The organism is Brevundimonas sp. SS2672 (assembly GCF_059579685.1).
In genome coordinates, this window is sequence record NZ_CM184201.1 from 621,277 (window position 1) to 646,544 (window position 25,268).

Sequence of the window (25,268 nt, forward strand, 5' to 3'; positions counted from 1 at the left end):
GCGGTCCTTGAATCGACGGCGGCTCTAATAGAACCACGCGCCCTTTAACCGAAGGGCGTCTGTGACACAAATATCCTGAAGCGACCCTGCGTCAGCATCCGCGACCGAAGTCTGGTTGCGTTCGCTCGCGCCGGGGGCCATAGAGCCGTTTGCGGGCGAGACTGGCCCGTGACTGGAGTTACGACGCGCATGACGACCTTCGACGATCGGGAACAGGCCTTCGAGGCCAAGTACGCCCTCGATCAGGAACAGGAATTCAAGGCCATCGCGCGTCGCAACAAGATGCTGGGCCTGTGGGCGGCCGAGAAGATGGGCCTGTCGACCGAAAGCGCCGAGCAATACGCGGCCGCCGTGGTCCGCGCCGACTTCGAGCAGCCGGGCGAGGAAGACGTCTTCCGCAAGGTGGCCGGCGATTTCAAGGCCTCGGGCATGACGGTGTCCGAGGGCGAGCTTCGCTCCAAGATGGACGAACTGGCGTCGATCGCGCGCGAACAAATCCGCGCCGGCGAATAGGGCGTATCGCCACCCGATGACAGAAGGGCCGCAACCGGCGACGGTTGCGGCCCTTCTTCGATCTGCCTCCCGCCGGGGAAACGGGGGTGACCGGAGGCGCCGGGGCGCATCTGATCAACGCGCCTGAGGCCTATCAGTTCGATCGGTTCGGTTCGATCCGGCGCCTATTTCGGCATCAGCACCGTGTCCACGACGTGGACCACGCCGTTCGACTGGGCGATGTCGGCCTGGGTGATGGTCGAGGTTCCGCCCTTGGCGTCGGTGATCCGCCACTGGCCGCCGCCGGCGTCCTTGACCGTCAGCTTCTCGCCCTGAACCGTGGTCAGGGTCGCGGTTCCGCCGTTGGCCTGGGCCTGGGCGGCGATATCGGCGGCGGTCAAACGGCCCGGCACCACGTGATAGGTCAGGATCTTGGTCAGTTCAGCCTTCTGGGCCGGCTGCATCAGACTCTCGCGCGTGGCGGCGGGAATCTTGTCGAAGGCGGCGTTGTCAGGGGCGAAGACCGTGAAGGGGCCGGGGCCCTGCAGGCGCTCGGTCAGGCCGGCGGCCTGAAGCGCGCTGACCAGGGTGGTCAGGTTGGGAGCCTTGGACGCGTTGGCGACCAGGTTGTCGGAAGGATTCATCGCGGCGCCGCCGACCATGGGTTCGGTCGTGGCGGGAACGGCCGAAGGCGTGGGGCCCTCGATCATGGACGGTTGTTTCTTGCCGTCGTTCTGACCGCAGGCGGCCAGGGTCAAGACGGCGACGCTGGACACGGCGAGTACTGCAATGCGGATATTCATGGCGTCTCTCCTTCGATAGCGGCGCACGGGACGACATGGCCCCGGTGGAAGGGATACGGCCCAGATACGCAAAAGGATGCGAGCGGGTCCAAATTTTCAGGCGTCGCGCGTGAACCTTCAGCCCAGATAGGGTTCGAGCATCCGCCAATGGGCGAGCTTTTCCTCGAAGGCGCGGGCGTGGGCCGGACTGGACGACGGCAGGTCGATCAGGGCGGCGGTCGTCGCGCCTTCCAGGATGCGCCGCCCGTGTCGCGCGGCGGTTCCGCCGTTGAAGGCGATCGCTCGCAGGTCGGGCAGGCGGTGCGTCAGGGCGATCAGATCGGCCGCCTCGGGCGTGCGGATGGCGGCGTCCAGACTGCCCTTGCGCTCGGCCGAGGCGATCACGTCCCAAAGACCGACCCGCGCGGCCTTCAGGCTTTCCAGCCGCGCCTCGTAAGGCAAGGAGGCGAGGTCCGGTTGACCCAGCAGGCTTCCCATCAGTCGCCAGAAGCTGTTCTGCGGGTGGGCATAATACTGCGCCGCTTTTAAAGAGGCCTCGCCTGGCAGGCTGCCCAGAATCAGGACGCGAGCGTGTACGCCGAAGACGGGCGGGAAGGCGTGGCGTCGCGCGTTGCCCCAGTCCATCCTTTCAGCTCGATTTGTGAGGCGGGTCGTCCCTTAGCCAGCCGGTCACGGTCAGGCGGGGTTTGGCGGCGTAGTTGGCGACCTGCGATACGGAGTGAATCTGGGGGGTGCGGAACACGGTCCACGCGTTGAAGCGCGGCTTAAAACCCCGCAGGACGTCCCCGTCTTCGTCGTGAAACAGAAGTTGGCCGCCCCAGTCGGCGCGCCACTCGCGGGTCAGGCCCAGGGTGTAGGCCGCGCGTCGTTCCCCATCGCCCGTATCGTCATGCAGGGTCAGGAAGTTGCCCGGTTGGAAACAGGTCGCCTGAGCGTCGATCTTGGTCAGGCTGGCTTCGCCTGTCACGGCGCGGGCGAAGGCCAGGAAGGCTGGACTGTTGAAAAATTCGGCAAGGACATGGGTCGGGTGACCAGGGTCTTCGCCGTCCAGCAAGGCGCTTATGATCGGGTAGGCTTGGTAGATGAAGGCGAAGCCGTTGGCGGCGTCCGCGCCGGCGGCGGCGACCCGCCGCTGCAGTTCTGCGGCGCCCAGGGTGCGCGCATCTTCAGGCCTCAGCATCTGGCCCTTGCCCTGGTGTGACAGAGCAAGCCGCCAGGGCGTCGCCTGCTCAAGCGTCGAGGCCAGCCATTCGGCGCTTTCCTTGGTCAGGAAGTCGCCGATCTGCACCATGCCGTCGCGGGCGTAGATTTCCGCGTGGTCGGCGGCGACCAGAGCGGGGTTGAGCGCCAGGCCGCCTGCCGGAATCACGCCCCGAACACCCGGTCGAAGACCACGTCGACGTTCTTGGTGTGGTAGCCGAGGTCGAACAGGGCCTCCAACTGGTCGTGGGGCAGGGTGACGCGCGGGTCGGCCTTGAGGAAGTCGATGAAGACGCCTTCGCCGCGCCAGACCTTCATGGCGTTCTCCTGAACCGCCGCATAGGCGTCCTCACGCGAGACGCCCGCCTGGGTCAGGGCCAGCATGACCCGCTGCGAGAAGACCAGGCCGCCCAGGCGGTCGAGGTTCTTCTGCATGTTCTCGGGATAGACGTTCAGGCGTTCGATCACGCCCGCCAGACGGTGCAGGGCGAAGTCCAGGTGGATGGTGGCGTCCGGGCCGATGCCGCGCTCGACCGAGGAGTGGCTGATGTCCCGCTCGTGCCACAGGGCGACGTTCTCCATCGCCGGGGTCACGGCCGAGCGGACCAGACGGGCCAGGCCCGTCAGGTTCTCGGTCAGGATCGGGTTGCGCTTGTGCGGCATGGCCGACGAGCCCTTCTGGCCCTTGTCGAAGAACTCCTCGGCTTCGAGGACTTCCGTGCGCTGCAGGTGGCGGATTTCCGTGGCCAGCCGTTCGATGGAGGAGGCGACGACGCCGAGCGCCGCGAAATAGGCGGCGTGGCGGTCACGCGGGATGATCTGGGTCGAGACGGGCTCGACGGCCAGACCCATCTGGTCGGCGACATATTGCTCAACCGCCGGATCGACGTTGGCGAAGGTGCCGACGGCGCCCGAGATGGCGCAGGTGGCGATCTCTTCACGGGCGGTGATCAGGCGGCGCTTGGCGCGCTGGAACTCGGCGTGATAGCCGGCCAGCTTGAGGCCGAAGGTGACAGGCTCGGCGTGGATGCCGTGCGAGCGGCCGACGGTCGGGGTGTATTTGTGCTCCTTGGCGCGGGTCTCCAGCGCGGCCAGGACGCGGTCGACGCCGCCCAGCAGCAGGTCGGTCGAGCGCGCCAGCTGCACCGCGAAACATGTGTCCAGTACGTCCGACGACGTCATGCCCTGGTGCAGGAAGCGGGCTTCCTCGCCGACGATTTCCGACACATGGGTCAGGAAGGCGATGACGTCGTGCTTGGTGGTGCGCTCGATCTCGTCGATGCGGTCGGCGTCGAAGTTTGCGTCCTTGCCCTTGGCCCAGATGGCCTCGGCCGATTCCTTCAGGATCACGCCCAGCTCGGCCATCTTGGTGGCGGCGTGGGCCTCGATCTCGAACCAGATCTTGTACTTGGTCTCTTGCGACCAGATGGCGACGGCGTCGGGGCGGGAATAGCGCGTGATCATGGACCGGTCGTGTCGGGCGAGAGGGCCGGTGAGTCAAGACGGGGCGCTCCAATCCTTCTTCCCCCGTGAGGGGAAGGGCGGTCGGCGAAGCCAGTCGCAGGAAGGGCCGGACAGGGGGGCGTCATCCCGATCCCCTGATCGACGCCTTCCTCAAGAGACAGGACGGATCGCGGATCAGGCGGCGGGCGCCTTCAGCCGCAGGTCGTCGGTGACGTCGCCCGCCTTGGTCGGCTCGCCCTGGAATTCGCCCGCGTATTCCGGGGACAGGGCGCTCTGGAAGGCCGACAGCGGCAGGGTCAGATAATAGGCGCCCTCGACATAGGGGCCGACCGCATAGGCGTCGAGCAGGAAGGTCAGGCCGCCCGCCTTGCCCGGAACCGTGCCCGGAGCCAGCGTCACGGCCACGTCCTTCAGCTTGGGGCAGGCCCACATGTCGCCCGTGGTCGAGACCGGCGTGGAGCCGGGGCGCTTGGTCTTGGCGGTGTTCACCGCCTGGCAGAGGGCGCGCTCCAGATTGGTCGTGTCGGCGCGATCCGCAAACAGGTCGGCCGCGGCGATGCGGCGGGTCTCGGCCTTGTCCCACAGCAGGCCGGTGGCCACCGTGTTCGGGTGGGCGCCGCCCGAGTAGTCGAAGTCGGTCCGCATCAGGCTGAACAGGCGGCCGGTCTCGATCGGGGCGCCGTAGACGATGGTCTTCTCGTAGGGGGGCATGCCTTCGGGCGATCCGGCCTCGGTGCGGTCGGCCTGGGCGCCCTCGGCGTATTCCTTCAGCTTGGCCACCTCGTCGCGGTACAGCGGGGTGTAGAGCGCCGGATAGGACAGCACGGCCTCGGGCAGGCTCAGGCTGACCTTGGCGTAGGGCGTGGCGCTGTCGTACTTCAGCGGCCCCTCGACGGCGTGGGCGGAGGCGGCCGGCGCGGCGGGCGTGTCCTTTTTCTCATTGCGCTGGCAGGCGGCGAGCGAGGCCGCGACGGCGGCGGTGACGAGAAGGACGCGAAGGGGGCGCGAAGGGATCATGCCGGGCTCCTTTGGAACGGTTCGATCAGAAAGCTAGGCCGTTGAACGCGATGGCGGCCAGAAGGATCAACCCCGCATCGCGATTCGACTTGAAAAGACGCAGGGAAAGTTTCGGATCGTCCGGCTGCAGCCGCCGCACCTGCCAGACGAAATGCAGGGCGTAGAGCGCCAGACCGAGATAGAAGACCGGCCCCAGACCGGCGACGTAGCCCGCCGCGCCCGCCAGGGCCACGGCCAGGATGTAAAAGACGGCCACGCCTTCCTTCACCTTGCCGCCCAGCGCCCGCGCCGAGGACTTCACCCCGGCCATGACGTCGTCCTCGATGTCCTGCAGCGCGTAGATCGTGTCGTAGCCCAGGGTCCAGAAGACGCCGCCCGCGTAGAGCAGCCCCGCGGACAGGGCGACGTTCCCCATGCGGTTCAGGCCTTCAGCCATCCAGTAGCTGTCCCCGCTGGCCTTCACGCTCAGGACATAGAGCCAGCCGAGCGCGAACAGCCCGCCCGTCGCGGCGGCGAAGCCCAGCAGGGCGCCCCAGTTGAAGGTCAGGCCCAGCCAGGCCTGCGGCCACCAGGTGATGCGCTTCATGAAGGGATAGGCCGCCACCAGCCCCAGCGACAGGGCGCCCAGCAGCACCGACGTCAGGTTCATCGTCAGCAGGATGCACAGGCTGATGAGGCTGAGGGCGCCGACGAAGGCCCAGGCCTGCTTGACGCTGATCTGGCCCGCCGGAATGGGGCGCAGGGCGGTGCGCGCCACCTGGGCGTCGAAGTCGCGGTCGACGATGTCGTTCACCGCACAGCCCGCCCCGCGCATCAGGGCGGCGCCGACGGCGAAGCCGACGACCAGCCACAGTTCATAGCCGCCGAACGGCCGATCATACTGGTTCAGCGCCAGCATGATCCCCTGCCAGCCGGGCAGCAGCAGCAGCCACGTCCCGATCGGCCGGTCGAAGCGGCCCAGCTTCAGCCAGGGCTTCAGACGCTCGGGCGCATGACGGTCGACCCAGTTCTGGCCGGCGGCGTCGGGAAGCGGGGCTGTGTTCATGCCGACCGTCTTAGACCTTGATGACGCTGCGGGTGAAGAGGGGGCTTCGAACCGGCGTCTCTCCAGACGGTTGCATCGGCTCGCCGCACCGCCTTTACTTGCGATCAGACAGAAGCGAGCCGCCGATGACCGAAGCGCCGATCAAGGGCCCAGCGTCCTATTTCCCCTCCATCGAGAAGAAGTACGGCCGCCCCGTCGCCGAGTGGAAGGCGGAGATCCGCGCCGGCTACCCGGCCAAGCACATGGAACTGGTCGCCATGTTGAAGAACGAGCACGACATGGGACACGGCCACGCCAACGCCCTTGTGGCGCACACCCTGGCGGAAGACGGACTGAAATAGCGCTCTGACCGCCATCTGGCGGAAAGGCGAAGTCTCAGATTTATGAAGTTTGCGGCCCAGGCTGGACAGTGAGCGCCGTATCCGCCACTGGGCGCGAATGGCTCGCAGCTCCATCCCCCGCAGCGTCTGGATTCTGGGCCTCGTCAGCCTGTTGATGGATGTCTCGTCGGAGATGATCCAGACGCTTCTGCCCATCTATCTGGTGGTGGGGCTCGGCGCCTCGGCGGTGATGATCGGTCTGGTCGAAGGCTTTTCCGTCGTCGTGGCGACGGCGGTGAAGTTCCTGTCGGGCTTCTGGTCGGATCGTATTTCGCGGCCCAAGTGGCTGGCGGTCGCGGGCTATGGACTGGCGGCCCTGTCCAAGCCGATCTTCCCTCTGGCGGCCTCGGTCGAGGGGGTGTTGCTGGCCAAGGGCGTGGACCGGATCGGCAAGGGCGTCCGCACCGCCCCGCGCGACGCCCTGGTGGCCGCCGTGACGCCGCCGGACATTCGTGGACGCGCCTTCGGCCTGAGAAAATCGCTGGATACGGTCGGCGGCTTCGTCGGCCCGCTGCTGGCGATCGGGCTGATGGTGGTGCTGGCGAACGATATCAAGGCGGTGTTCTGGCTGGCCTCCATCCCCGCCTTCCTGGCCGTGGTCCTGCTGGTCGGCGGCGTGTCCGACCCGCCGCGTCCCGACGAGGGCGCCAGGAAGCCGCCCAACCTGAAGGGGGCGCTGCGTCTGGACGCCGCCACCTGGACCATGATCGCCCTGACGGCGGTGATCGGCCTGGCGCGGTTCAGCGAGTCCTTCCTGCTGATGAAGGGGCTGGACGTCGGCGTCCCCGCCGCCTTCGCGCCGGCGGCCATCGTCCTGCTGCACCTGGTGTTCGGCCTGGCCGCCTTCCCGGTGGGGGCGCTGTCGGACCGCATCGGCCGCACCTCCCTGCTGCTGCTCAGCCTGGTCTTCCTGGCCGCCGCCGATGTGGCGCTGGCGCTGGCGAGCGATCAGGTCGTCTTCTATCTGGGCGTGGCCCTGTGGGGCCTGCACATGGGCTTTTCCCAGGGCCTGCTGATGACCCTGATCGCCGATGCGGCTCCCGCCCATCTGCGCGGCTCGGCGTTCGGCCTGTTCGCCCTGATCTCGGGCCTGATCGCCCTGGCGGGCAATGTGGCGGCGGGCCTGCTGTGGGACGGTTTCGGGCCGCAGGCGACCTTTGCGGTCGGCGCGGTGCTGAGCCTTGTCTGCGCCCTGGGCATCGCGGGGTGGATGCGGCTTCAGGCGGCGCGCAGCCGCTCCAGCGCCTCGGAGTAACGACGTGACAGCGGGACGTCCAGGGCGCCCAGCTCCACCGTCCAGTCGCCCGAGCCTTCAGGCCGCAGTCCGGTCATCCGCGCGGCGTTGACCAGCCAGCCCCGGTGCGTTCGCACGAAGCCGAAGCGCGCCAGTTCGCCCTCGACCGCCGCCAGGGTGACGCGCATCAGCGGCCTGCGCCCGTCGGCCAGGACGAACTCGACGTAGTTGCCCGCCGAGGTTGCGGCCAGGATGTCGTTCAGCGGCGCCCGGATCAGCCGCGCTCCGTCGCGGATGTCGAAGCTGACGGGCCGCAGCGGCGTCTCGCGCGCCTCGCGCAGGCCGCGCACGCCCCAGAAGGTCCCGACGAACAGGGTGTAGCTCAGCAGATCCTTGCGCAGTTCATAGACGAAGCGCTCGACGGGCGGGCCATAGTCATAGACCTCGCCCATCAGGGCGTAGACGCCGTGCCGCATCGCCACCATCATCAGGACGTGCAGCAGGCTGTAGAGGCAGACGGCGCCCAGGTGCAGGGCCAGGAACCGCCCTCGCGCGCGCCAGCCGTCATGCAACAGGTCCGTCGGCGCGGCGGCGGCCGCCATCCACGGCAGCCAGATCAGCAACGCCAGGGCCAGGGCGCTCGATCCTTCCCACACCCAGGGCGCCCATGACCGCAGGCTCGGCCAGTCGGCCTGAACCGTCAGGGCGTTGACGACGAGAAAGCCCAGGGTGACGGCGATGATGATCGGCGCGCCGGTCAGCAGGTCGCGCCGGTCCGCCCCGTTCGTCCCGGCGGCCGCGCCGCTCGTCCCTGGCGCCAGCGGTCCGGCCCCCGAGTCTGACCGGACGGCCCCTGCGCCTTGCCGGACGTGAGGCGCCCGAGGCACGACGGATGGCGTCGTTTCCGTCATTTCAGGTCGTCCATGTCCTCAGAATCCCTCGCATCCGAAAACCCCGCAGTCCTGCGCCGCCATGACCTGGACTGGATCCGGGTCTGCGCCTTCATGCTGCTGATCCTCTACCACGTCGGCATGTTCTACGTGCCCTGGGACTGGCATGTGAACAGCCCCCGGCCGGTCGAATGGCTGGAGCCGGTGATGCAACTGACCAACCCCTGGCGGCTGACCCTGTTGTTCCTGGTCTCGGGCGCGGCGACGCGATTTCTGTTCGACAGTTTTGAACGCGAGGGAAAGGGCGCCGCGCGCCGTTTCGCCGGATCGCGTACTTGGCGGCTGCTGCCGCCGCTGCTGTTCGCCATGTTCGTGATCGTGCCGCCGCAGTCCTACTATGAGGTGGTCGAGGCGGCTTCGGGGTTGGGCGTTGTCGACCCGGCGCGTTCGCCCTGGCTGGCCGACTTCTGGGTGAAATACGCCACGGCGTCCGGCGGCTGGTGCGACGCCGACGGCTGCCTGATCACGCCGACGTGGAACCACATGTGGTTCGTGGCCTATCTGTTCGTCTACAGTCTGGTGCTGGCGGGCCTGCTGGCGTTCGGGCGGGGGTTGCTGCCCGTGATCCAGTCCGGGCTGGAGCGCGCCTTGAAGGGCTGGGGCCTGCTGATCTGGCCGGTGCTGTGGCTGTTTCTGCTGCGCTGGACCCTGGCGCGCATCTTCCCGACGACCCACGCCCTGACCGACGACTGGTACAACCACGCGGTGTCGTTCAGCGCCTTCCTGTTCGGCTTTCTCAGTGTCCGCTCGGCGGTGCTGAAGGCGACCTATGAGCGGCTGCGGCGACCGGCGCTGATCCTGGCCCTGTGCGCCTGGGCGGGATGGGCCGCCTATGCCTGGACCTATCGCGACAGCGGAACGCCGCCCGAAGCGCTGAGAGCCGCCATGCGCCTCGTCTATGCGCTGGATCAGTGGGCCTTCATCGCCGCGGTGCTGGGCTATGGCGCACGCTATCTGAACCGGGGCGGGCCGTGGCTGCGCTATCTAACGGGCGGCGTCTTCTGCTTCTACATCGTGCACCAGACGATCACCGTGGTCGCGGCCTACCACCTGTCGAAGCTGGGCCTGCCGCAGGGGCTGGAGGCGGGGCTGCTGATCGCCGTCACCTTCGGCGGCTGCTGGGCCGCCTATGAGGTCGCGCGTCGCCTGGGACCGCTGGGCCTGGTGCTGGGGGTGAAGCGCAACGCCGGGCTTGCGCCTCGGAGCCGTCCGGTTAGGCTCGAGACCCGAGAACAGCAGCCGGTCGGACAGGACGGATGACGATACGCAGGAAGGCCCCGTTCCCCTGGCTGCTCGTCCTGACCTGGCTGGTGCTGCTGGGCGCGGCCGTCGGCGGCCTGTTGACGGGGGAGTTCAGCGTCACCTTCGTCGGCGCCGGGACCTTCCTGCTGACGCTCGTCCCGTTCTGGCTGGCGCCGCGCGTCGGGCTGAACCTGCCGATCGGCTTCGTCACCGCCATCGCCGTCTTCCTGTGCGCCACCCTGTTCCTCGGCGAACTGGGCGATTTCTACGAGCGTTACTGGTGGTGGGACGTGGTGCTGCACGGCGGTTCGGCCGTGGCCTTCGGCCTGGTCGGCGCCCTGTTGATGCTGATGCTGGTGCAGGGCAGCCAGCTGAAGGCCGCGCCCCTGACGGTAGCCTTCTTCGCCTTCTGCTTCGCCGTGACCATCGGCGCCCTGTGGGAGATCTGGGAGTTCATGCTGGACCAGGTGTTCGGCCTCAACACCCAGAAGTCCGGCCTGGTCGACACCATGTGGGACCTGATCGTCGACTCCATCGGCGCCCTGATCGGGGCGGGCGCCGGCTGGGCCTATCTGAAGGGACGCGAAGGCGGGCCGCTGGTGCGGGCCATGCGCGCCTTCATCGACAGGAACCGGCGCCTGTTCGGCGGCTGACGACGCCTATTCCGCCAGCCGTCCCTGGGCTTCATCGCCGGGGAAGACCACGTCCGGGTCCGGTTCGCGGCACTCCAGGCCGGGCCGGTTCAGGCGGCGCAGGACGTGGCGCAGGATGTTCAGCCGCGCCGTCTTCTTCTTGTCGGTCGCCACCACGGTCCAGGGCGCATAGTCGACATGGGTGCGCTTCAGCATTTCGTCGCGCGCCTTGGAATAGTCGCTCCAGCGCGCCTGGGCCTCGGCGTCCAGGGACGAGACCTTGAAGCGCTTCAGCGGATGATCGACGCGCTCCTCCAGACGGCGGCCCTGTTCGTCGCGGCTGATGTCCAGCCACAGCTTGATCAGCAAGGTCCCGGACTGGGTCAGCATCCGCTCGAAATGCGGGGCGTCGTGCAGGAAGCGCTCGTATTGCGCAGGCGTGCAGAAGCCCATCACCGGCTCGACCCCGGCCCGGTTGTACCAGGAGCGGTTGAAGATGACGATTTCGCCGGCCGCCGGCAGATGGGCGGCGTAGCGCTGGAAATACCACTGCGTCGTCTCGCGATCGGTCGGCTTGGGCAGGGCGACGACCCGCGTCTGGCGCGGCGCCATGTATTCGGTCATGCGCTTAATCGCCCCGTCCTTGCCTGCGGCGTCGCGCCCCTCGAAGACGATGACGACCTTCAGCCCCTGTTCGATGGCCCAGGCCTGGGTCTCGACCATCTGGATCTGCAGGGCTTCCAGCATGTCGTCGTAGTCGTCCTTGGCCATGGGCGTGTCCTTGTGTCGCGATCGGCGAACCTTGCGGCGAATTCACTGGCGTCGCCAGCCTCGCCGTTCAGGGTGCAACGCAAAGGAGCGTGAAATGATCAATCGACGTCATGTCCTGGCCGTCGGCGCTGCGGCTGCCGTCGCGCCTTCGGCCGCGCGCGCGGAAGGGGAGGGGGCGTTCGAGGCCGCCCTGGTGGCGGCCTTCGACGCGGTCAAGCCGGTCGCCCTGGCGGGCGGCGTCGTGACGGACGAGGGCCTGGTCTGGTCCGGCGTGCGGGGCGTGCGGCGGGCGGGGCGAGACGATCCGGCGACGCTGGCCGACCGCTGGCACCTGGGCTCCAACACCAAGGCGATGACGGCGGCCCTGTTCGCCCGTCTGGTCGAGCAGGGGCGGGCGCGCTGGGCGATGCCGCTGGCCGAGGCCTTTCCCGACCTGACCATCGACGCGGGCTGGGACGGGGTGACGCTGGACGACTTCATGACCCATACGGCGGGGCTGAAGGACGAGGCGGTCATGGGGATGGCCTGGCTGATGACCGCCCGCGCCGATCCCCAGTCCCTGACCATGCAACGCCGCGCCATCGTCGAACGGGCGCTGTCTGCGCCGCCGTCGGGCGTGCGCGGGACGTTCGCCTACGGCAACGCCAACTATGTGCTGGTCGGGGCGGCGATCGAGGCGATCACCGGCGGGTCGTGGGAAGAGTCCATGCAGGCCGAGGTGTTCGGACCTCTGGGCCTGACTTCGGCGGGTTTCGGCGCTCCTGGGACCAATATCTCCGGGGGAGCGAACGCCTGGGGCCATCGCCGCACGGGCGAAACGGCCCTGGCGACGGACCCGGCCGATCCGGGATCGGACAATCCGCTCGCCCTGGGCCCCGCGGGCACGGTGCATATGACGGCGGCCGACTACGCCCGTTTCCTCAAGGTCTTCCTGACCGAAGGCGACGGCTGGCTGAAGCCCGAGACGGTGCGGCGGCTGGTCACGCCGGGCGAGGGGCGGACCTACGCCTGCGGCTGGATCGTCCTGCCGCCCCAGCCCTGGGCCAGGGGCCCCGTGATCGCTCACGAAGGCTCCAACACCCTGTGGCACGCCATCGCTCTGGTCGATCCGGCGGGCGGTCGGGCCGTGCTCGGCCTGTCGAACGACGGGGGCCGCGGCGGCCCGGCCTGCCAGGCTTTGGCCATGGGGATCCTGCGCGCGCTCTGAGCATTGGCTCAGCGATGACCTCCCCTTCCGCGCCGCCAAGGTCCAAGCCCCCGCCGTCCACGCCGCCGTCCACCCCTCTGGCCGATCTCTGGAGCGAGGCGTGGATGCTGGCCCTGGCCGCCTGCGGCGCCTTCGCCCTGATCGACGTCTGGGCCCCGCCGCAGGATCTGCCGTGGAAGCCGCTCGACCTGCGCCTGCCCATGGGCGTCGCCACGGCCGCAAAGATACGGGCGCTGGACCTGCCGCCGACGGCGACCGCCGCCGAGGTCGAGACCGGCACGACGCGCTGCATCACCCTGCTGCGTCAGGCGGGCGTCGCGGTCGAGCGGGCGCCGGATCGCGACGACGGCGGGTTCTGCGTCGTGCAGGGGGCGGTGCGTCTGACCGGCGGCGATTTGACGCCCCTCGACCCGTCGGGCGTGGCCATGCGCTGCCCCATGGCGGCGCGGTTCCTGTTGTGGGATCGCGAGGTCGTCCGTCCCGCCGCCCGCGAGATCATGGGCGCCGAGGCCGTCCGGATCGACAATCTGGGAACCTACGCCTGCCGTCGCGTCTACGGATCGGCCGACACGGCGGCGCGACCCAGCCAGCACGCACGCGCCAATGCGCTCGACGTGGCGGGCGTGGGCCTATCGGACGGCCGCCGGACGACGCTGGCCGCCGATTGGGACGGTCAGGGCCCTTCAGGGGCCGCCGGGGCGGCGTTTCTTCGGCGTTTGCGGGATGGTGGATGTCGTCTGTTCGGCAATGTGCTGACGCCGGACTACAACGCTGCGCATCGCGACCACTTTCACCTGGACGCAGCGGGCCGGGGAGTATGCGCGCGGCGGCGAAATTAACTGTAACGACTGTCAGTTCGGTTTCGCTTTACAGTTGACCGCTGTGGATAGTCGGGTGACAACATCGCCGCAGTCCGGATTTCACGTGGGGTCCAAACCCGCGTCTCGCTCCTTCGCCTGAACGAGCTTGTCCAGATGGGCTGACGGGCTCTCCTGCATGGAAGCCCGCCTGGCAAAGCGCGTTTACGGAGACGCAATATGGCGACCGGCACGGTCAAGTGGTTCAACCCCACCAAGGGCTACGGCTTCATTCAACCCGACACGGGCGGCTCGGACGTTTTCGTCCACATCACCGCCGTCCAGAAGGCGGGTCTGGCGGGCCTGGATGACAACGCCAAGGTCGAATACGAGCTGGAAACCCAGCGCGGCAAGACCTCGGCTGTGGAGCTCAAGCTCCTCTAAGGCCTGACGGACCTTCGGGTTCATCAAACAGGAAGACGCGGAGGGCGACCTTCGCGTCTTTTTTGTTGGCGGATTGTCAGCACGCGGCCGCTCAGCCGCGTGGAACGCGGGATCGAACCGCGCGCCTGGGGTTTCTCTTCAGCAGAAGAGGAGAGACCCATGCTCAAGAACAAGAATTCCTCGGCCATTGTGGCGGTGAAGGATCTGGAGCGCGCCCGGACCTTCTACTCGGACGTGCTGGGGCTGAATCTGGCGGACACCGGGATGGACGGGGTTCTGGGCTATCGCACCGGCGCCACCTGGCTGACGGTCTATCGCTCGGACTTCGCCGGGACCAACCGGGCCAACGCCGTGGTCTGGGACGTGGGCGTGGAGGTGGACGACATCGTCGCCGATCTGAAGGCCAAGGGCGTCGCCTTCGAGCGCTACGACGGCATGGAGCATGACGGAGACATCCATGTCGCCGGGGGACTGCGTCTGGCCTGGTTCAAGGATCCGGACGGCAACATCCTGCACCTGTTCGGCGGAGCGGGCGCAGCCTAGCCCTCCAGCGAGACGACCGGCTGGCTGACAGGCTTCTCGCGGCCCCGCGCCTTCAGCCAGGCGCGGATGCGGTTCTGGATCGGCTGATCGATCAGATAGTGCAGGCCGAAGGCGAAGACGAAGGCGGCCAGCACGCCCAGGCCCCACAGGCCCCAGCGCCAGGCGTCGCCCAGGGCCAGCTTGTCCGCGAAGACCTCGGCCAGGCCGAACCAGGCGATGCGCACCACCTCGTTGGAGATGAACATGGAGAAGGACACCATGGCCGCCTGCTCGACCAGCTTCGACGGCTTGCGGCCCGGCGCCGCGCCCGCCGCCACGATGATGAGGCTGATGAAGACCAGCGAGATCAGGGCGTGCTTGTCGAAATGCTGCACCCCCGCCAGGGCGACGGCGGCCAGCGCACCCGTCCAGCCGGCGACGCGTGGGTTGATCCACACCCCTTGCGCGAACCAGGCCAGCCCCATGCCGAGGATGAACAAGGGCAGGGCGCGCCAAATGCCCAGGTTCAGCGGCATCTGATAGACGGGATACTTCAGGATCGCCCAGCTCAGCTCATTGGCCGCCAGATAGCCGACCACGACCAGGGCCAGCGCGGTCCACGGCCCGATCCGGCTGAGACCGCGCAGCACGAAGGGGAAGGCGACATAGCAGCCCAGAAGGGCCGAGATCGACCAGGTCGGGGCGTTCCAGCCGATGCCGCCGTACACGCCGAACGACTGCACCAGGGCGACCTGGGCGGGCAGTTGATCCCAGGCGAACCACTCGGGATGGCTGGGCGGCTTTCCGGCGAGCGTCGCCGCCAGCACCAGGGCGACCAGCAGGCCCAGCACGATCAGGTGCGCCGGATAGACCCTCAAGGCCCGCTTGAGGAAGAAGTCGGTCTTCGACATGCGACCCGAGCCGACCGCGCGGCCGTAGACCCGCATCAGCACATAGCCGCTGTCGATCAGGAAGAAGTTGGTCAGCAGGAAGCCGCCTCGCTCGAACACGGGATGAAGGCTCTCGGCCAGGGGAACGGGCGCCGACATCTGGAAGTGATGCAGGATGATCAGGGCGGCCACGATGAAGCGCAGCGCATCCAGCCATCCGCCGCGCGAGATCGGCGGCGGTTCATTCCGGGACGAAAACACGGCCTGCAGCATGGCGACCCCCTTGTTCAGGGCGAGCCATGCAGGAACGAGGCCGGACCATTGCAAGATTAATCGCCCTTGATGTAACGCTGTAATGTATTGACGAGACTCGTATGTCAGCAAGGCGGCGATCATGAAGACGGCTACAGCAAGGATAGGCGGCGCGGCTGCCCTGGCCATGGCCCTAGTTCTTTCGGCGCCGAGCGATGTCCGCGCACAGCAGGTTTCGACGCCCCAGAGTTCTTCCAAGATGGAGGAGCGGCCGACCGTAACGTTGAATATCGTGAGCGGCGACCTTTCGGGGCAGGAGAAGCGGGACTTCGACCTCGTGGAACGGGCGATGCGCGACATACAGACGCGAGGTTACGCAGGCCTGGACCGTCATCTCCCCGCGCTCAGGCGCGCCCTGGCGCGCGCGCCGGCCATCTACCCTTACGTCGAAAAGCGGAACGCCGACGAGTGGATCGTGCGCACGCTGGAAATCGGCGAGACTGTGCTGACGGCGACGATGCTTCAGGCTGCGGCGCAGGAAGACGGCGCGTCGTCTGTGACGGTGCGGCAGCAACCCAACGTCTACCAGCTTGTCGCGCTGATGCTGGGCAGCGAGGCTGTCGAACGCAGGCGCCTGGACGAGGCGATCGCCGTGTTGGATCAGGGGCTGGCGCGTCAGCCCGACGACTGGGTGCTGATTAAGGAAAAAGCGTCGGCTCTGCAGGCAGCCGGGCGCAATGAAGAAGCTCTCAAACTGGCGAGCGAGGCGCTGGCGTCCGATTCGATCCGCATCCTGCTGAACGCCGGCGCTCTGCATCGCAGCCGGGGCTTCAGCCTGATCGAACTGCAGCGGTTGCCGGAAGCTCGCGCCGCCTATGACGAGGCGTTGAAGTTGGACCCTGAAGATCGATCCGCCAAGGCTCAGCTTGCCTATATCGACGGTCTGGAGGCGGGGCAGGCGCCCACTGCGCCGGTCGTCATGACGCCGTCGGCCGCAGCGGGAAAACCGGCGAACCCTTAGGACCCGCCGGACGGCAAGCCTGGCCTTACCCTCTCACGAGCCGCAGGAACTCCTCGCGGGTGCGCGGGTCTTCGCGGACGGCGCCCAGCAGGCAGCTGGTCGACAGACTGGCGCCCGGAACGTCGACGCCGCGCATGGTCATGCAGCTGTGCTCGGCCTCGATGACCACCCCGACGCCGAGCGGACGCAGCACGTCCTGGATGGCGTTGGCGATCTCGGAGGTCATCTTCTCCTGGATCTGCAGGCGGCGGGCGTAGCCGCGCACCACGCGGGCCAGTTTGGAGATGCCGACGACCCGGTCGGTCGGCAGATAGGCGACGTGCGCCTTGCCCACCACCGGCAGCATGTGGTGTTCGCAGAAGCTGACGAAGCGGATGTCCTTCAGCACGACCAGCTCGTCGTAGCCGCCGACCTCCTCGAAGGTCTTTTCCAGATAGTCGCGCGGCTCGACCTCATAGCCCTGGAACAGCTCGCGATAGGATTTGGTCACGCGCTTGGGCGTTTCAATCAGGCCTTCGCGGTCAGGGTTGTCGCCGGCCCAGCGGATCAGGGTGCGGACGGCGGCTTCGGCTTCTTCCTGGGAAACGGCGGGGGAAAAGGGGGTCTGGTCGCTCATGACAGGCTGCATACCCCCCTGCGCCGGTTTTGGAAACGGCGCCGCTGTTTAAAACAGTCTCTTTCCGGCTCAGGACAAACGAACCAGCTCGACGCGGCGATTGCGGGCGCGGCCTTCGTCGCTGGCGTTGTCGGCGACGGGCTTGTCGGCGCCGAAGCCCTTGGCCTCCAGTCGCTGGGCGTCGATCCCCTGCTGCGTCAGGGCGGCGACCACGGCGCGGGCGCGTTCCTCGGACAGGGGGCGGTTGCGCGCGGGCGCGCCGGTGTTGTCGGTGTGGCCCTCGACAGACAGGCGCAGGCCCGCATCCTCCTTCAGCAGTTGGGCGACGGCGTCGACCTGCGGCCGCGACGCGTCCAGGATGTCGGCCTTGTCCAGAGCGAACTCGACCGGCACGGCGACGCGGCCGTCGGCGGCGATCTTTTTCGCCAGTTCGCTGGCGGGCAGCAGGCCGGCGGTCGGGACCAGGGCCTTGATCTCGGCGACGGCCAGGGAGCCGGACGCGCTGCCGACATGCAGGTGGACCCAGACGGTGCGGTCCGCCTGGCGGATGACCCAGGTCTGCGACGGGTCGTTGTAGATGTCGCCGAGGCCGTCCAGCGCGGCCAGCTGCACGGCTTCGGGCAGGGCATGGGCGGCTTCACTCGGGATCTGACCGTCGAAGATGCGCACGGCGCCGGCGTCCTTCAGCGCGTGCTCCATGTTCCGCAGCAGTTCCAGCCTCGAGAAGGTCTTGTCGCTGTCGTTGGTGATCCGAACCTGATGGATGCGGCCTTCGACCATCTCGAAGCGTGATCCGGTCCAGAAGGGGAAGTCGGCGAATTCCTGCGTCTCGCTGTTCTGCGGCTTGTAGCCCTCAGGCAGGCGCAGATAGGGGAAGTCGCCCAGGCTGGCGGTCGACAGCGCCACGCCGTTCACGTCGAAGGCGCCCGTTGCGGCGGCCGACGCGCCCTCGGCCGGAGCCGCGGTCGTCTCGGTCTGTTCCGGCGCCTTGTTGTCGCACGCGGCGACCAGCGACGCCGAGGCCGCGATCATCAGGACGGAGGCGAGACGCAGGAACGGTTTCATGGGGCATCCTTCAGGCGTGGAATCGAGGAGGGCGAAACCGTTCGTCTAGTCGCCGGTGTTGTCAATCGCGTGAAACGGCCTCGACCGGAACCCTGACCTCCTTCTCTCGTCCTAACGTCGCGTTAACCATCCTGTCGGCATTTTCTGCCCACTGTCCCGCGCGTGTGTTCGGGGCGCTTCGGGGATCGGCGATGAACGGCGCGGAAGTTCTGGATGTGGGTCGCGACGCCCTGTGGCTGACGATCCAGCTGTGCCTGCCGGCCCTGATCGTGGCCCTGGTCGTCGGCGTGGCCATCGGTCTGTTCCAGGCCCTGACCCAGATCCAGGAGCAGACCCTGGTCTATGCGCCCAAGATCGTCGCCGTCTTCGTGTCGCTGCTGCTGTTCCTGCCGCTGATGGGCGCGCTTCTGGGCGGCTTCATGCGCGAGATCGCCGCCCGCATCGCGGGCATGTAGGCGAGGGCGAGAGGGCATGGAGCCTTACGCCACGGCGGAACAGGTCTGGGCCGGGGGGCTGATCTTCGCGCGCGTCGGGGCGATCCTGATGCTGCTGCCCGGCTTCGGCGAATCCTATGTGCCGCCAAGGGTGCGCCTGTCGCTCGCTCTGGTGCTGTCGCTGGCGCTGTGGCCCATCGTGGGAAGCAGCCTGCCCGCTCTTCCGGCGACCTTGGGGGCCACCGTCGGCTGGGTGATCCGCGAGGTGCTGACCGGCCTGGCCATCGGCGCCGTCCTGCGCAGCTTCATGACCGCCATGACCACGGCGGGCGAGATCGTCTCCCTGCAGACGACGCTCGGCTTCTCCCAGACCGCCAACCCCCTGCAGGCCCAGCCCGGCACGACCCTGTCGGCCTTCCTGATGCTGCTGGGCGTGACCCTGGTGTTCGCCACCAACACCCATCACCTGTTCATCGGCGGCATGGTCGGCTCCTATGAGGCCATCGCCCCGGCCAGGCCGCTGATCGTGTCGGACTTCACCGCCATGGCGGTGCGGACCCTGAGTCAGAGCTTCATGCTGGGGGTGCAGCTGGCGGCGCCGGTTCTGGTCTTCGCCCTGATCTTCAACCTGGCCTCCGGGCTGGTGGCGCGGGTCATGCCCAGCTTCCAGGTCTATTTCGCCGCCGCGCCGCTCAGCGTCATCCTGGGCCTGTCGGTGTTCACCCTGAGCCTGGGCGTGCTGGGGACGGTCTTCATCGACCGCTACCGCTCGGTGGCGGCCTTCTTCACGGGAGGCGCCGTTGGCTGACGGCCCCGATCCCGAGTCGAAAACAGAAGACGCCACCCCGCGAAAACTCGAGGATGCGCGGAAAAAGGGCGACGTCGCCAAGTCGCCGGACGTGGCGGCCGCCCTGTCGCTGGCCGGGGCGGCGGGCGTGCTGCTGGCCGGCGGCGGCTGGTTCTCGACCCGGATCGCCGAGGCGCTGACTCCCTTCCTGGCCCAGCCGCACGCCATGATCGGCGGGTTGGAGGCGGGGGCGGGCGTCGAGATCGGCATGCGCGCCGTCTGGGCGGCGGCGCCCTTTCTGGCGGCCCTGATGTTCGCGGTCATCCTGGGCGGGGCGGGCGGCAATCTGGCGCAGTCCGGCCTCATCTTCACCACCGAGAAGATCAAGCCCAAATGGTCCAAGGTGAATCCGTTGGAGGGCTTCAAGCGCATCTTCGGCCCGGACGGTCTGGTGCAGTTCCTCAAGACCTTCATCAAGCTGGTCGCCATCGGCCTTGTCTGCTGGTGGGTGCTGAAGCCTCACACGCGCGAGCTTGAGAACCTGGCCGCCATGAGCCCGGCCTCCATCCTGCCCTTCGCGCGCGACCTGGCCCTGGCGCTGATGCTGTCGGCCCTGGTGTTTCTGGGACTGACCGCGGGGGCCGACTATCTGTGGCAGCGGATGCGCTTCGCCAAGCGGATGCGGATGACCAAGGAAGAGCTGAAGGAAGACTTCAAACAGTCCGAAGGCGACCCGCACGTAAAGGCCAAGCTGCGTCAGATCCGTATGCAGCGCGGTCGTCAGCGGATGATGCAGGCCGTGCCCGACGCCACCGTCATCATCACCAACCCGACCCACTATTCGGTCGCCCTCCGCTATGAGCCGGACCAGGGCGACGGCGCGCCCGTCTGCGTCGCCAAGGGCGTCGACGCCCTGGCCCTGCGCATCCGCGAGGTGGCCAGGGAGCACGACGTGCCCATCGTCGAGAACGTGCCCCTGGCCCGCGCCCTCTATGCGGCGGTCGAGGTGGACGACATCATTCCGCGCGAACATTTCGAGGCGGCGGCCAAGGTCATCGGCTTCGTCATGCAGCAGAGGAAGCGGCGATGAGGGGCGAAGGCGCCGTCTCTCCCTCCCCTTCATGGGGAGGGTGGCTGAGGCCGTCAGGCCGAAGCCGGGTGGGGGCGTCTTGGCTGGTCAAGCGCTGCATCCAGCGTCACCTCGTCCTCCCCACCCGGTCGCTGCGCGACCACCCTCCCCATGAAGGGGAGGGAGAGGCGTCTCGGCTGCGCGTTAGGGCGCGTGAAAGAGCTTCGGTATGCTGACGAACCCTGATTCGCCCGGGCGAGACGCCATGACCATTTCCCGACCGCAGGACCGCCAGAAGGCTCGCGCCGTGCGTCGCCCGCGCTTCGATCCGTGGCTGGTCGTGATGGCGGTCGGCTTCGCCCTGGCGATCGCGGCCATCGCCTATCCGGCGTTTCGGGCCAGCGCCTTCACCGCGCCGGGGCTGATCCTGATCTTCGCAGCGGGGGCGACGGCGCTGATCTGGCTGTCGGCGTTCGGCCGGTCCGAGCGGCGTCCCGCAGCGGGCGACACGGCGGTCGAGATGCTGGACGCCATGGCCGAGCCCGCCGCCCTCGTCTGGCCGTCGGGCCAGGTGCTGGCCTACAACGCCGCCTGGGCCGAGGAGAACGGGGCCGTCACCACCCTGCCCAGATCCGGCAAGGGAGGGGGCAAGTCCGCCCAGGCTCTCTACATGGCCTTCGCCCAGGCGCGCGAGGGACATCAGGGCCGCGCCATCGTCCAGATCGGCGCGCGTGAGATCGAGGTGCTGATCGGCCAGGCGGGGCAGGGGCGTTTCCTGGTCCGCGCCGCGCCCGACGCCGTCCTGCCGCTGGCTCCGTCCGCGCCCGCCGCGCCCCAGCCCGCCGCCCCGACGGGCGAAGCCCGCGCCATGGCGGCCGGCGCCCCCTTCGGCTCGGCCGTGATCGGCGGCGAGGACCTGTTCGCCGGCCGGGTCGAGGAACCGAATGCGGCCCTGGCCCTGCTGACCGGCCCTGCCGCCTCGGGCGACGCCGCCTTCGGCCATCTGTTCGACCCGGCGGGCGTGGCCGAGGCCAGGACCAAGCTGGAGGCCGGATCGTCCGGCCCGATCGAGCTGATCGCCCGCGCCCACCCGGATCGCCAGCTGCACCTCTATGTCGCGCCCGAAGGCGATCGGCGCCGCGTCTGGCTGTTCGACGTGGCGGCGCAGAAGTCGATGGAGCTGCAGCTGTCGCAGGCCCAGAAGATGCAGGCCGTGGGCCAGCTGGCGGGCGGGGTGGCGCACGACTTCAACAACCTGCTGACGGCCATCCAGCTGCAGCTGTCCGGCCTGCTGGAGCGGCACCCGGTCGGCGATCCCTCCTATGAGGGGCTGAACGAGATCCGTCAGACGGCCATCCGCGCCGCCGATCTGGTGCGCAAGCTGCTGGCCTTTTCGCGCAAGTCGACGGTGCGGCGCGAGCGGCTGGACCTGGGCGAACTGGTCGGGGAATTCGCCGTGCTGTTGCGTCGCCTGCTGCGCGAGGACGTGCGGCTGGAAACGGACTACGGTCGCGACCTGCCGCTGGTGCTGGCCGACAAGAGCCAGCTGGAGACGGCGGTGATGAACCTGGCCGTCAACGCCCGCGACGCCATGCGCGGCGTGGTCGAGCCGGGCGCGGGCGTGGTCACGATCAAGACCCGTCGTCTGACCGGCGCGCAGGCGCGCGACCTGGGCTGGCGCGAGGCGTCCGAGGACGTCGCCCTGATCGAGGTGTCGGACACCGGCCCCGGCGTGCCGACGGCCCTGCTGGACAAGATCTTCGAGCCCTTCTTCACCACCAAGGCGGTGAACGAGGGGACGGGCATGGGTCTGGCCACCGTCTACGGCATCGCCCAGCAGGCGGGGGGGCACATCACCGTCGCCAATCTGGAGAATGCGGGCGCCGCCTTCCGCATCTTCCTGCCTGCCGCCACGGCCGAGGAGCTGGTCGAGGCCCCGGTGGTCGAGAAGGTCGTCAAGGCGCCGCGCGACCTGTCGGGCGCCGGCCGCATCCTGTTCGTCGAAGACGAGGCCGCCGTGCGCGGCATCGCCGCCCGCCTGCTTCGCCAGCGCGGCTATGAGGTGATCGAGGCCGCCGACGGCGAGGAGGCCCTGGTCCTGGCCGAGGAATGGGCGGGCCAGATCGACATGCTGATCTCGGACGTCATCATGCCGGGGCTGGACGGGCCGTCGCTGCTGAGGAAGGCGCGGCCCTTCCTGGGCGACGCGCCGGTGATGTTCATCTCGGGCTATGCCGAGAGCGACTTCTCGGACCTGCTGCAGGACGAGGTGGGGGTCTCCTTCCTGCCCAAGCCGCTGGACATCAAAACCCTGGCCGAACGGGTGAAGCAGGAGCTTCACGCGGGCTGATGCAGGGCGAGGGCGTCAGGCCCTCAGGTCGAGCCGATCGTCCGACGACCAGCGCCGCTCCCGCGCGGCTTCGTGCAGGGTGTCGGCGAGATCGATCAGCTGATGACGGCGGAGACGCGGAATCACTTCCAGCAACTGCAGGCGCAGGCTTTCGGCTTCGGCGTCGGAGAGGAAGGCGTCGCGAGAACGACCAGACATGGCGCACCGCCCTGAAAAGCGACCGGAAAGACGGTCAGGGGCGTTCGGAAAACAGCTATTTCGCGCTTTAGGTTCCGAAAATCGGCTTTGGCTCGAGAATTGTGAACAAAGGCGACGTTCAAGGCTTGGGTATGTCGCGCGCGGCCCTAGATAGGGTCCAGAGGAATCAAACGCCGTAAAGAGGAGTCTCCCATGGCCTTCACCCTGCCCCCGCTGCCCTACGCCTATGACGCGCTGGAGCCGGCCATCGACAAGGAGACGATGACCTTCCACCACGACAAGCATCACCAGACCTACGTCGACAATCTGAACAAGGCGATCGACGCCGACGCCTCGCTGCAGGGCAAGTCGCTCGAAGACCTGTTCGCCCAGATGTCGAAGCTGCCCAAGGCGGTCCGCAACAACGGCGGCGGCCACTGGAACCACAGCCTGTTCTGGGAACTGCTGGCCCCGGCCGACAAGGCGGGCGCGCCCTCGGCCGAACTGGCAGCCAAGATCGACGCCGAACTGGGCGGCATGGACAAGTTCAAGGCTGACTTCGACGCCGCCGGCGCCGGCCAGTTCGGCTCGGGCTGGGCCTGGCTGATCCTGCAGGACGGCAAGCTGAAGGTCACCTCGACCCCGAACCAGGACAACCCGCTGATGGACGTGGCCGACGAGAAGGGCGCCGTCCTTCTGGCCGCCGACGTGTGGGAGCACGCCTACTACCTCAAATACCAGAACCGCCGCGTCGACTACCTCAAGGCCTTCTGGTCGGTGGTGAACTGGAACAAGGTCAACGAACTGTACGAAGCCGCCAAGGGCTGATCGTCGCGCGTCTGAGCGCCTGATCTGCGGCCGCCGTTTCCGAAGGGAAGCGGCGGCCGTTTTCATTTAGTCCGCCTGCTCGGCCATGACGGCGGCCAGCAGCGCCTCGCCGTCCTGTAGGGCCCTGTTCTTCAGGGCGGCGGGGTCAAGGACCTGACCGTCCAGTATGATTTGACGCAGGCGTCGGGTGTCGCGGATGTCCTGCGACGGGTCGCCCTCCACGACCAGCAGGTCGGCGCGGCGTCCCACGGCGATGCGGCCGATGTCCTCGCGTTGCAGGATGTCCGCTGCGGTTCCGGTCGCCGACGACAGCGCCTGGAGGGGACTCAGGCCCGCGCGGGTCATCAGCTCCATTTCCAGATGAAGACCGCCGCCCGGCAGGTTGTAGGCGCCGGCGGGGGTGTCGGAGCCTGCGCCTATGCGGCCGCCCAGTTGGGCCAGACGCACCATCACGGCTGCGCCGACGCGGGCGTCCAGCCTCGCCTTGCCGTTGCTCTCGGCATTGGCGTGGAAATGCTGATGGACGCCGCGCCATTGCTGATCCAGCCCGCCGCGGACCGACCCCTGCGCATCGCCCAACGGCAGATCGGCCAACACCGGATCGGGCGATTGCGTCTCGGCGGTGAAGTGGGAGACGGACAGGGTGGGGACCAGCGCCGTCTGCGCCGTCAGCAATGCGCGGGCCAGCTGATCGATCAGGGCTGGATCGAGAACGTCTGCGTCCAGATCGCCGCCCAGACGACGGTAGGCCAGGGCCGCGCCGCTGGCGTGCTCCAGACTGTCCAGGCCCAAGGCGGCGGCTTGAAGGAGATCGACCTCCGCGCCTCCGAGACCGCGCGTCGAGGCCATGCCCAGATCGGCCATGGTCGGCAGGCCCAACGCCCTGGCGCGCTGAACAGCGGCGGTGAAGGCGTCGGGCGGCAGCTGTTCGTACAGCTTGACCCAGTCGGCGCCTTCCGCCGCCAGGGCGTCCACGGCGGCGATCGCCTGCTCGGGCGTCCCCGCGATCAACAGTTCGACGCCTTCCAGGGACGGGCCGTCGGCCGGGCGCGCGGGCGACGGCCCGTCCGGCTCCGCCGCAGGGTAGAAGCGCTTGATGATGCTGTTCTCGCCGTCCAGCATCGGCCCGGCCCAGACCAGACGGGTCTGCGGCGCGGGCAGGGCCTTCAGGGCCCGGACCATCGCCAGATCGGTGTTGGCGGACCGCACCGTGGTCACGCCCGAAGCCAGGAACCAGCCATAGTAGTGGGGGCGCGGGTGGGCGTGCAGATCGATCAGGCCCGGCATGATGCTGCCTTCGCCCGCGTCGATGAAAACGGCGCCTGGAGGCGCGGGGCAATCGGCCGCCTTGCCGACGCAGGTGATGACGCCGTCGATCGCCACGACCCGGCCCTGAGGGATCGGCGCCGCGCCCGAGCCGTCGATGATCCGACCGGAGAGCACAAGGGCGTCGGGTCGGTCGGCCTCGCCGGCCTGCGCCGCCGTCGCGGTCAGAACGGCCAGGGCCGTCGCCGCCGTGCGCCAGAGCTTGCCCATCATGTCGTCTCCTCCCGAGCTGTTTCTTCTGGTTCGGACAACT

General features: G+C 68.3%; 28 protein-coding genes. 15 read left to right on the plus strand and 13 right to left on the minus strand.

Features of this window, described 5'->3' with window-relative positions; translation table 11 throughout:
* Window positions 1–189: 189 nt before the first annotated feature.
* Window positions 190–513: a DUF1476 domain-containing protein gene (locus AC52GN_RS03030; RefSeq protein WP_291778042.1), complete on the plus strand. Its 324-nt coding sequence runs from the start codon at window positions 190–192 to the stop codon at window positions 511–513.
* Window positions 514–677: 164 nt separating this feature from the next.
* On the opposite strand, the gene AC52GN_RS03035 is transcribed toward AC52GN_RS03030, so the two are convergent.
* From AC52GN_RS03035 to AC52GN_RS03060, 6 genes are all read right to left on the minus strand, one after another.
* The gene (locus tag AC52GN_RS03035) at window positions 678–1,295 is read right to left on the minus strand and encodes a fasciclin domain-containing protein (protein WP_343830946.1); all 618 of its coding nucleotides are present in this window, start codon (window positions 1,293–1,295) and stop codon (window positions 678–680) included.
* A 117-nt stretch (window positions 1,296–1,412) separates the two neighbouring features.
* Window positions 1,413–1,919, minus strand: coding sequence for a DNA-deoxyinosine glycosylase (locus AC52GN_RS03040; protein ID WP_496528139.1), 507 nt, complete (start codon window positions 1,917–1,919; stop codon window positions 1,413–1,415).
* A gap of 4 nt (window positions 1,920–1,923) precedes the next feature.
* On the minus strand, window positions 1,924–2,664 hold the full coding sequence (locus AC52GN_RS03045; protein ID WP_496528140.1) for a 2OG-Fe(II) oxygenase family protein: 741 nt from the start codon (window positions 2,662–2,664) through the stop codon (window positions 1,924–1,926).
* A complete protein-coding gene (purB, locus tag AC52GN_RS03050) occupies window positions 2,661–3,959 on the minus strand; it encodes an adenylosuccinate lyase (RefSeq protein WP_496528141.1) in 1,299 nt (432 codons plus the stop codon). Before purB ends, AC52GN_RS03045 begins: the two co-directional genes overlap by 4 nt.
* A 174-nt stretch (window positions 3,960–4,133) precedes the next feature.
* Window positions 4,134–4,976, minus strand: coding sequence for a DUF3298 and DUF4163 domain-containing protein (locus AC52GN_RS03055; protein WP_496528142.1), 843 nt, complete (start codon window positions 4,974–4,976; stop codon window positions 4,134–4,136).
* A gap of 25 nt (window positions 4,977–5,001) precedes the next feature.
* Entirely contained in the window at window positions 5,002–6,021 is a 1,020-nt protein-coding gene (locus AC52GN_RS03060) for a UbiA family prenyltransferase (protein ID WP_496528143.1), read from the minus strand.
* A gap of 125 nt (window positions 6,022–6,146) precedes the next feature.
* On the opposite strand from AC52GN_RS03060, the gene AC52GN_RS03065 reads away from it, so the two are divergent.
* Window positions 6,147–6,362, plus strand: a complete 216-nt coding sequence (locus tag AC52GN_RS03065; RefSeq protein WP_312219444.1) for a DUF4287 domain-containing protein — start codon at window positions 6,147–6,149, stop codon at window positions 6,360–6,362.
* A 97-nt stretch (window positions 6,363–6,459) separates the two neighbouring features.
* Window positions 6,460–7,656: an MFS transporter gene (locus AC52GN_RS03070; protein ID WP_496528144.1), complete on the plus strand. Its 1,197-nt coding sequence runs from the start codon at window positions 6,460–6,462 to the stop codon at window positions 7,654–7,656.
* On the opposite strand, the gene AC52GN_RS03075 is transcribed toward AC52GN_RS03070, so the two are convergent.
* A complete protein-coding gene (locus AC52GN_RS03075) occupies window positions 7,620–8,546 on the minus strand; it encodes a LytTR family DNA-binding domain-containing protein (protein WP_496528145.1) in 927 nt (308 codons plus the stop codon). The two genes, AC52GN_RS03070 and AC52GN_RS03075, sit on opposite strands and share 37 nt — an antisense overlap.
* Window positions 8,547–8,558: 12 nt before the next feature.
* Between AC52GN_RS03075 and AC52GN_RS03080 the strand changes: the two genes are divergently transcribed.
* Window positions 8,559–9,845 (plus strand): acyltransferase family protein, encoded by a 1,287-nt coding sequence (locus tag AC52GN_RS03080; RefSeq protein ID WP_496528146.1) that lies wholly within the window; start codon window positions 8,559–8,561, stop codon window positions 9,843–9,845.
* On the plus strand, window positions 9,842–10,480 hold the full coding sequence (locus AC52GN_RS03085; protein WP_346520391.1) for a DUF2238 domain-containing protein: 639 nt from the start codon (window positions 9,842–9,844) through the stop codon (window positions 10,478–10,480). Before AC52GN_RS03080 ends, AC52GN_RS03085 begins: the two co-directional genes overlap by 4 nt.
* A gap of 6 nt (window positions 10,481–10,486) precedes the next feature.
* Here AC52GN_RS03085 and ppk2 read toward each other — a convergent pair whose 3' ends face one another.
* Window positions 10,487–11,230: a polyphosphate kinase 2 gene (ppk2, locus tag AC52GN_RS03090; RefSeq protein ID WP_291778075.1), complete on the minus strand. Its 744-nt coding sequence runs from the start codon at window positions 11,228–11,230 to the stop codon at window positions 10,487–10,489.
* Window positions 11,231–11,324: 94 nt separating this feature from the next.
* Between ppk2 and AC52GN_RS03095 the strand changes: the two genes are divergently transcribed.
* The 4 genes from AC52GN_RS03095 to AC52GN_RS03110 all read left to right on the plus strand — a co-directional run bounded on the left by AC52GN_RS03095 (window position 11,325) and on the right by AC52GN_RS03110 (window position 14,221).
* Window positions 11,325–12,437, plus strand: a complete 1,113-nt coding sequence (locus AC52GN_RS03095; RefSeq protein ID WP_496528147.1) for a serine hydrolase domain-containing protein — start codon at window positions 11,325–11,327, stop codon at window positions 12,435–12,437.
* A gap of 14 nt (window positions 12,438–12,451) precedes the next feature.
* On the plus strand, window positions 12,452–13,276 hold the full coding sequence (locus AC52GN_RS03100) for an extensin-like domain-containing protein (RefSeq protein WP_496528148.1): 825 nt from the start codon (window positions 12,452–12,454) through the stop codon (window positions 13,274–13,276).
* Between the two features lie 198 nt (window positions 13,277–13,474).
* A complete protein-coding gene (locus tag AC52GN_RS03105; protein ID WP_121481316.1) occupies window positions 13,475–13,678 on the plus strand; it encodes a cold-shock protein in 204 nt (67 codons plus the stop codon).
* A gap of 159 nt (window positions 13,679–13,837) precedes the next feature.
* Window positions 13,838–14,221 (plus strand): VOC family protein, encoded by a 384-nt coding sequence (locus AC52GN_RS03110; RefSeq protein WP_291778094.1) that lies wholly within the window; start codon window positions 13,838–13,840, stop codon window positions 14,219–14,221.
* Here the strand turns inward: AC52GN_RS03110 and AC52GN_RS03115 are convergent.
* Window positions 14,218–15,363: an acyltransferase family protein gene (locus AC52GN_RS03115; RefSeq protein ID WP_496528149.1), complete on the minus strand. Its 1,146-nt coding sequence runs from the start codon at window positions 15,361–15,363 to the stop codon at window positions 14,218–14,220. The two genes, AC52GN_RS03110 and AC52GN_RS03115, sit on opposite strands and share 4 nt — an antisense overlap.
* 121 nt (window positions 15,364–15,484) lie before the next feature.
* On the opposite strand from AC52GN_RS03115, the gene AC52GN_RS03120 reads away from it, so the two are divergent.
* Entirely contained in the window at window positions 15,485–16,363 is an 879-nt protein-coding gene (locus AC52GN_RS03120) for a tetratricopeptide repeat protein (RefSeq protein ID WP_496528150.1), read from the plus strand.
* A 25-nt stretch (window positions 16,364–16,388) separates the two neighbouring features.
* Here AC52GN_RS03120 and folE read toward each other — a convergent pair whose 3' ends face one another.
* Together folE and AC52GN_RS03130 are read right to left on the minus strand one after the other, a co-directional pair.
* Window positions 16,389–16,979, minus strand: a complete 591-nt coding sequence (gene folE, locus AC52GN_RS03125) for a GTP cyclohydrolase I FolE (protein WP_291778102.1) — start codon at window positions 16,977–16,979, stop codon at window positions 16,389–16,391.
* A gap of 69 nt (window positions 16,980–17,048) precedes the next feature.
* Entirely contained in the window at window positions 17,049–18,044 is a 996-nt protein-coding gene (locus AC52GN_RS03130; RefSeq protein ID WP_496528151.1) for an OmpA family protein, read from the minus strand.
* A 191-nt stretch (window positions 18,045–18,235) separates the two neighbouring features.
* Between AC52GN_RS03130 and fliQ the strand changes: the two genes are divergently transcribed.
* The 4 genes from fliQ (at window position 18,236) to cckA (ending at window position 22,684) form a co-directional block, all read left to right on the plus strand.
* On the plus strand, window positions 18,236–18,499 hold the full coding sequence (gene fliQ, locus AC52GN_RS03135; protein WP_291778108.1) for a flagellar biosynthesis protein FliQ: 264 nt from the start codon (window positions 18,236–18,238) through the stop codon (window positions 18,497–18,499).
* A gap of 16 nt (window positions 18,500–18,515) precedes the next feature.
* On the plus strand, window positions 18,516–19,286 hold the full coding sequence (fliR, locus tag AC52GN_RS03140) for a flagellar biosynthetic protein FliR (RefSeq protein WP_496528152.1): 771 nt from the start codon (window positions 18,516–18,518) through the stop codon (window positions 19,284–19,286).
* Window positions 19,279–20,355, plus strand: a complete 1,077-nt coding sequence (gene flhB, locus AC52GN_RS03145) for a flagellar biosynthesis protein FlhB (RefSeq protein ID WP_291778112.1) — start codon at window positions 19,279–19,281, stop codon at window positions 20,353–20,355. The genes fliR and flhB overlap by 8 nt, the downstream gene beginning before the upstream one ends.
* Before the next feature lie 244 nt (window positions 20,356–20,599).
* On the plus strand, window positions 20,600–22,684 hold the full coding sequence (cckA, locus tag AC52GN_RS03150) for a cell cycle histidine kinase CckA (RefSeq protein ID WP_343830971.1): 2,085 nt from the start codon (window positions 20,600–20,602) through the stop codon (window positions 22,682–22,684).
* Between the two features lie 15 nt (window positions 22,685–22,699).
* Here the strand turns inward: cckA and AC52GN_RS03155 are convergent, their stop codons facing one another.
* A complete protein-coding gene (locus tag AC52GN_RS03155; RefSeq protein ID WP_291778122.1) occupies window positions 22,700–22,882 on the minus strand; it encodes a hypothetical protein in 183 nt (60 codons plus the stop codon).
* A 192-nt stretch (window positions 22,883–23,074) separates the two neighbouring features.
* Between AC52GN_RS03155 and AC52GN_RS03160 the strand changes: the two genes are divergently transcribed.
* The gene (locus tag AC52GN_RS03160; protein ID WP_338576352.1) at window positions 23,075–23,689 is read left to right on the plus strand and encodes a superoxide dismutase; all 615 of its coding nucleotides are present in this window, start codon (window positions 23,075–23,077) and stop codon (window positions 23,687–23,689) included.
* A 66-nt stretch (window positions 23,690–23,755) separates the two neighbouring features.
* Here AC52GN_RS03160 and AC52GN_RS03165 read toward each other — a convergent pair whose 3' ends face one another.
* Entirely contained in the window at window positions 23,756–25,228 is a 1,473-nt protein-coding gene (locus tag AC52GN_RS03165; protein ID WP_496528153.1) for an amidohydrolase family protein, read from the minus strand.
* Between the last annotated feature and the right edge of the window lie 40 nt (window positions 25,229–25,268).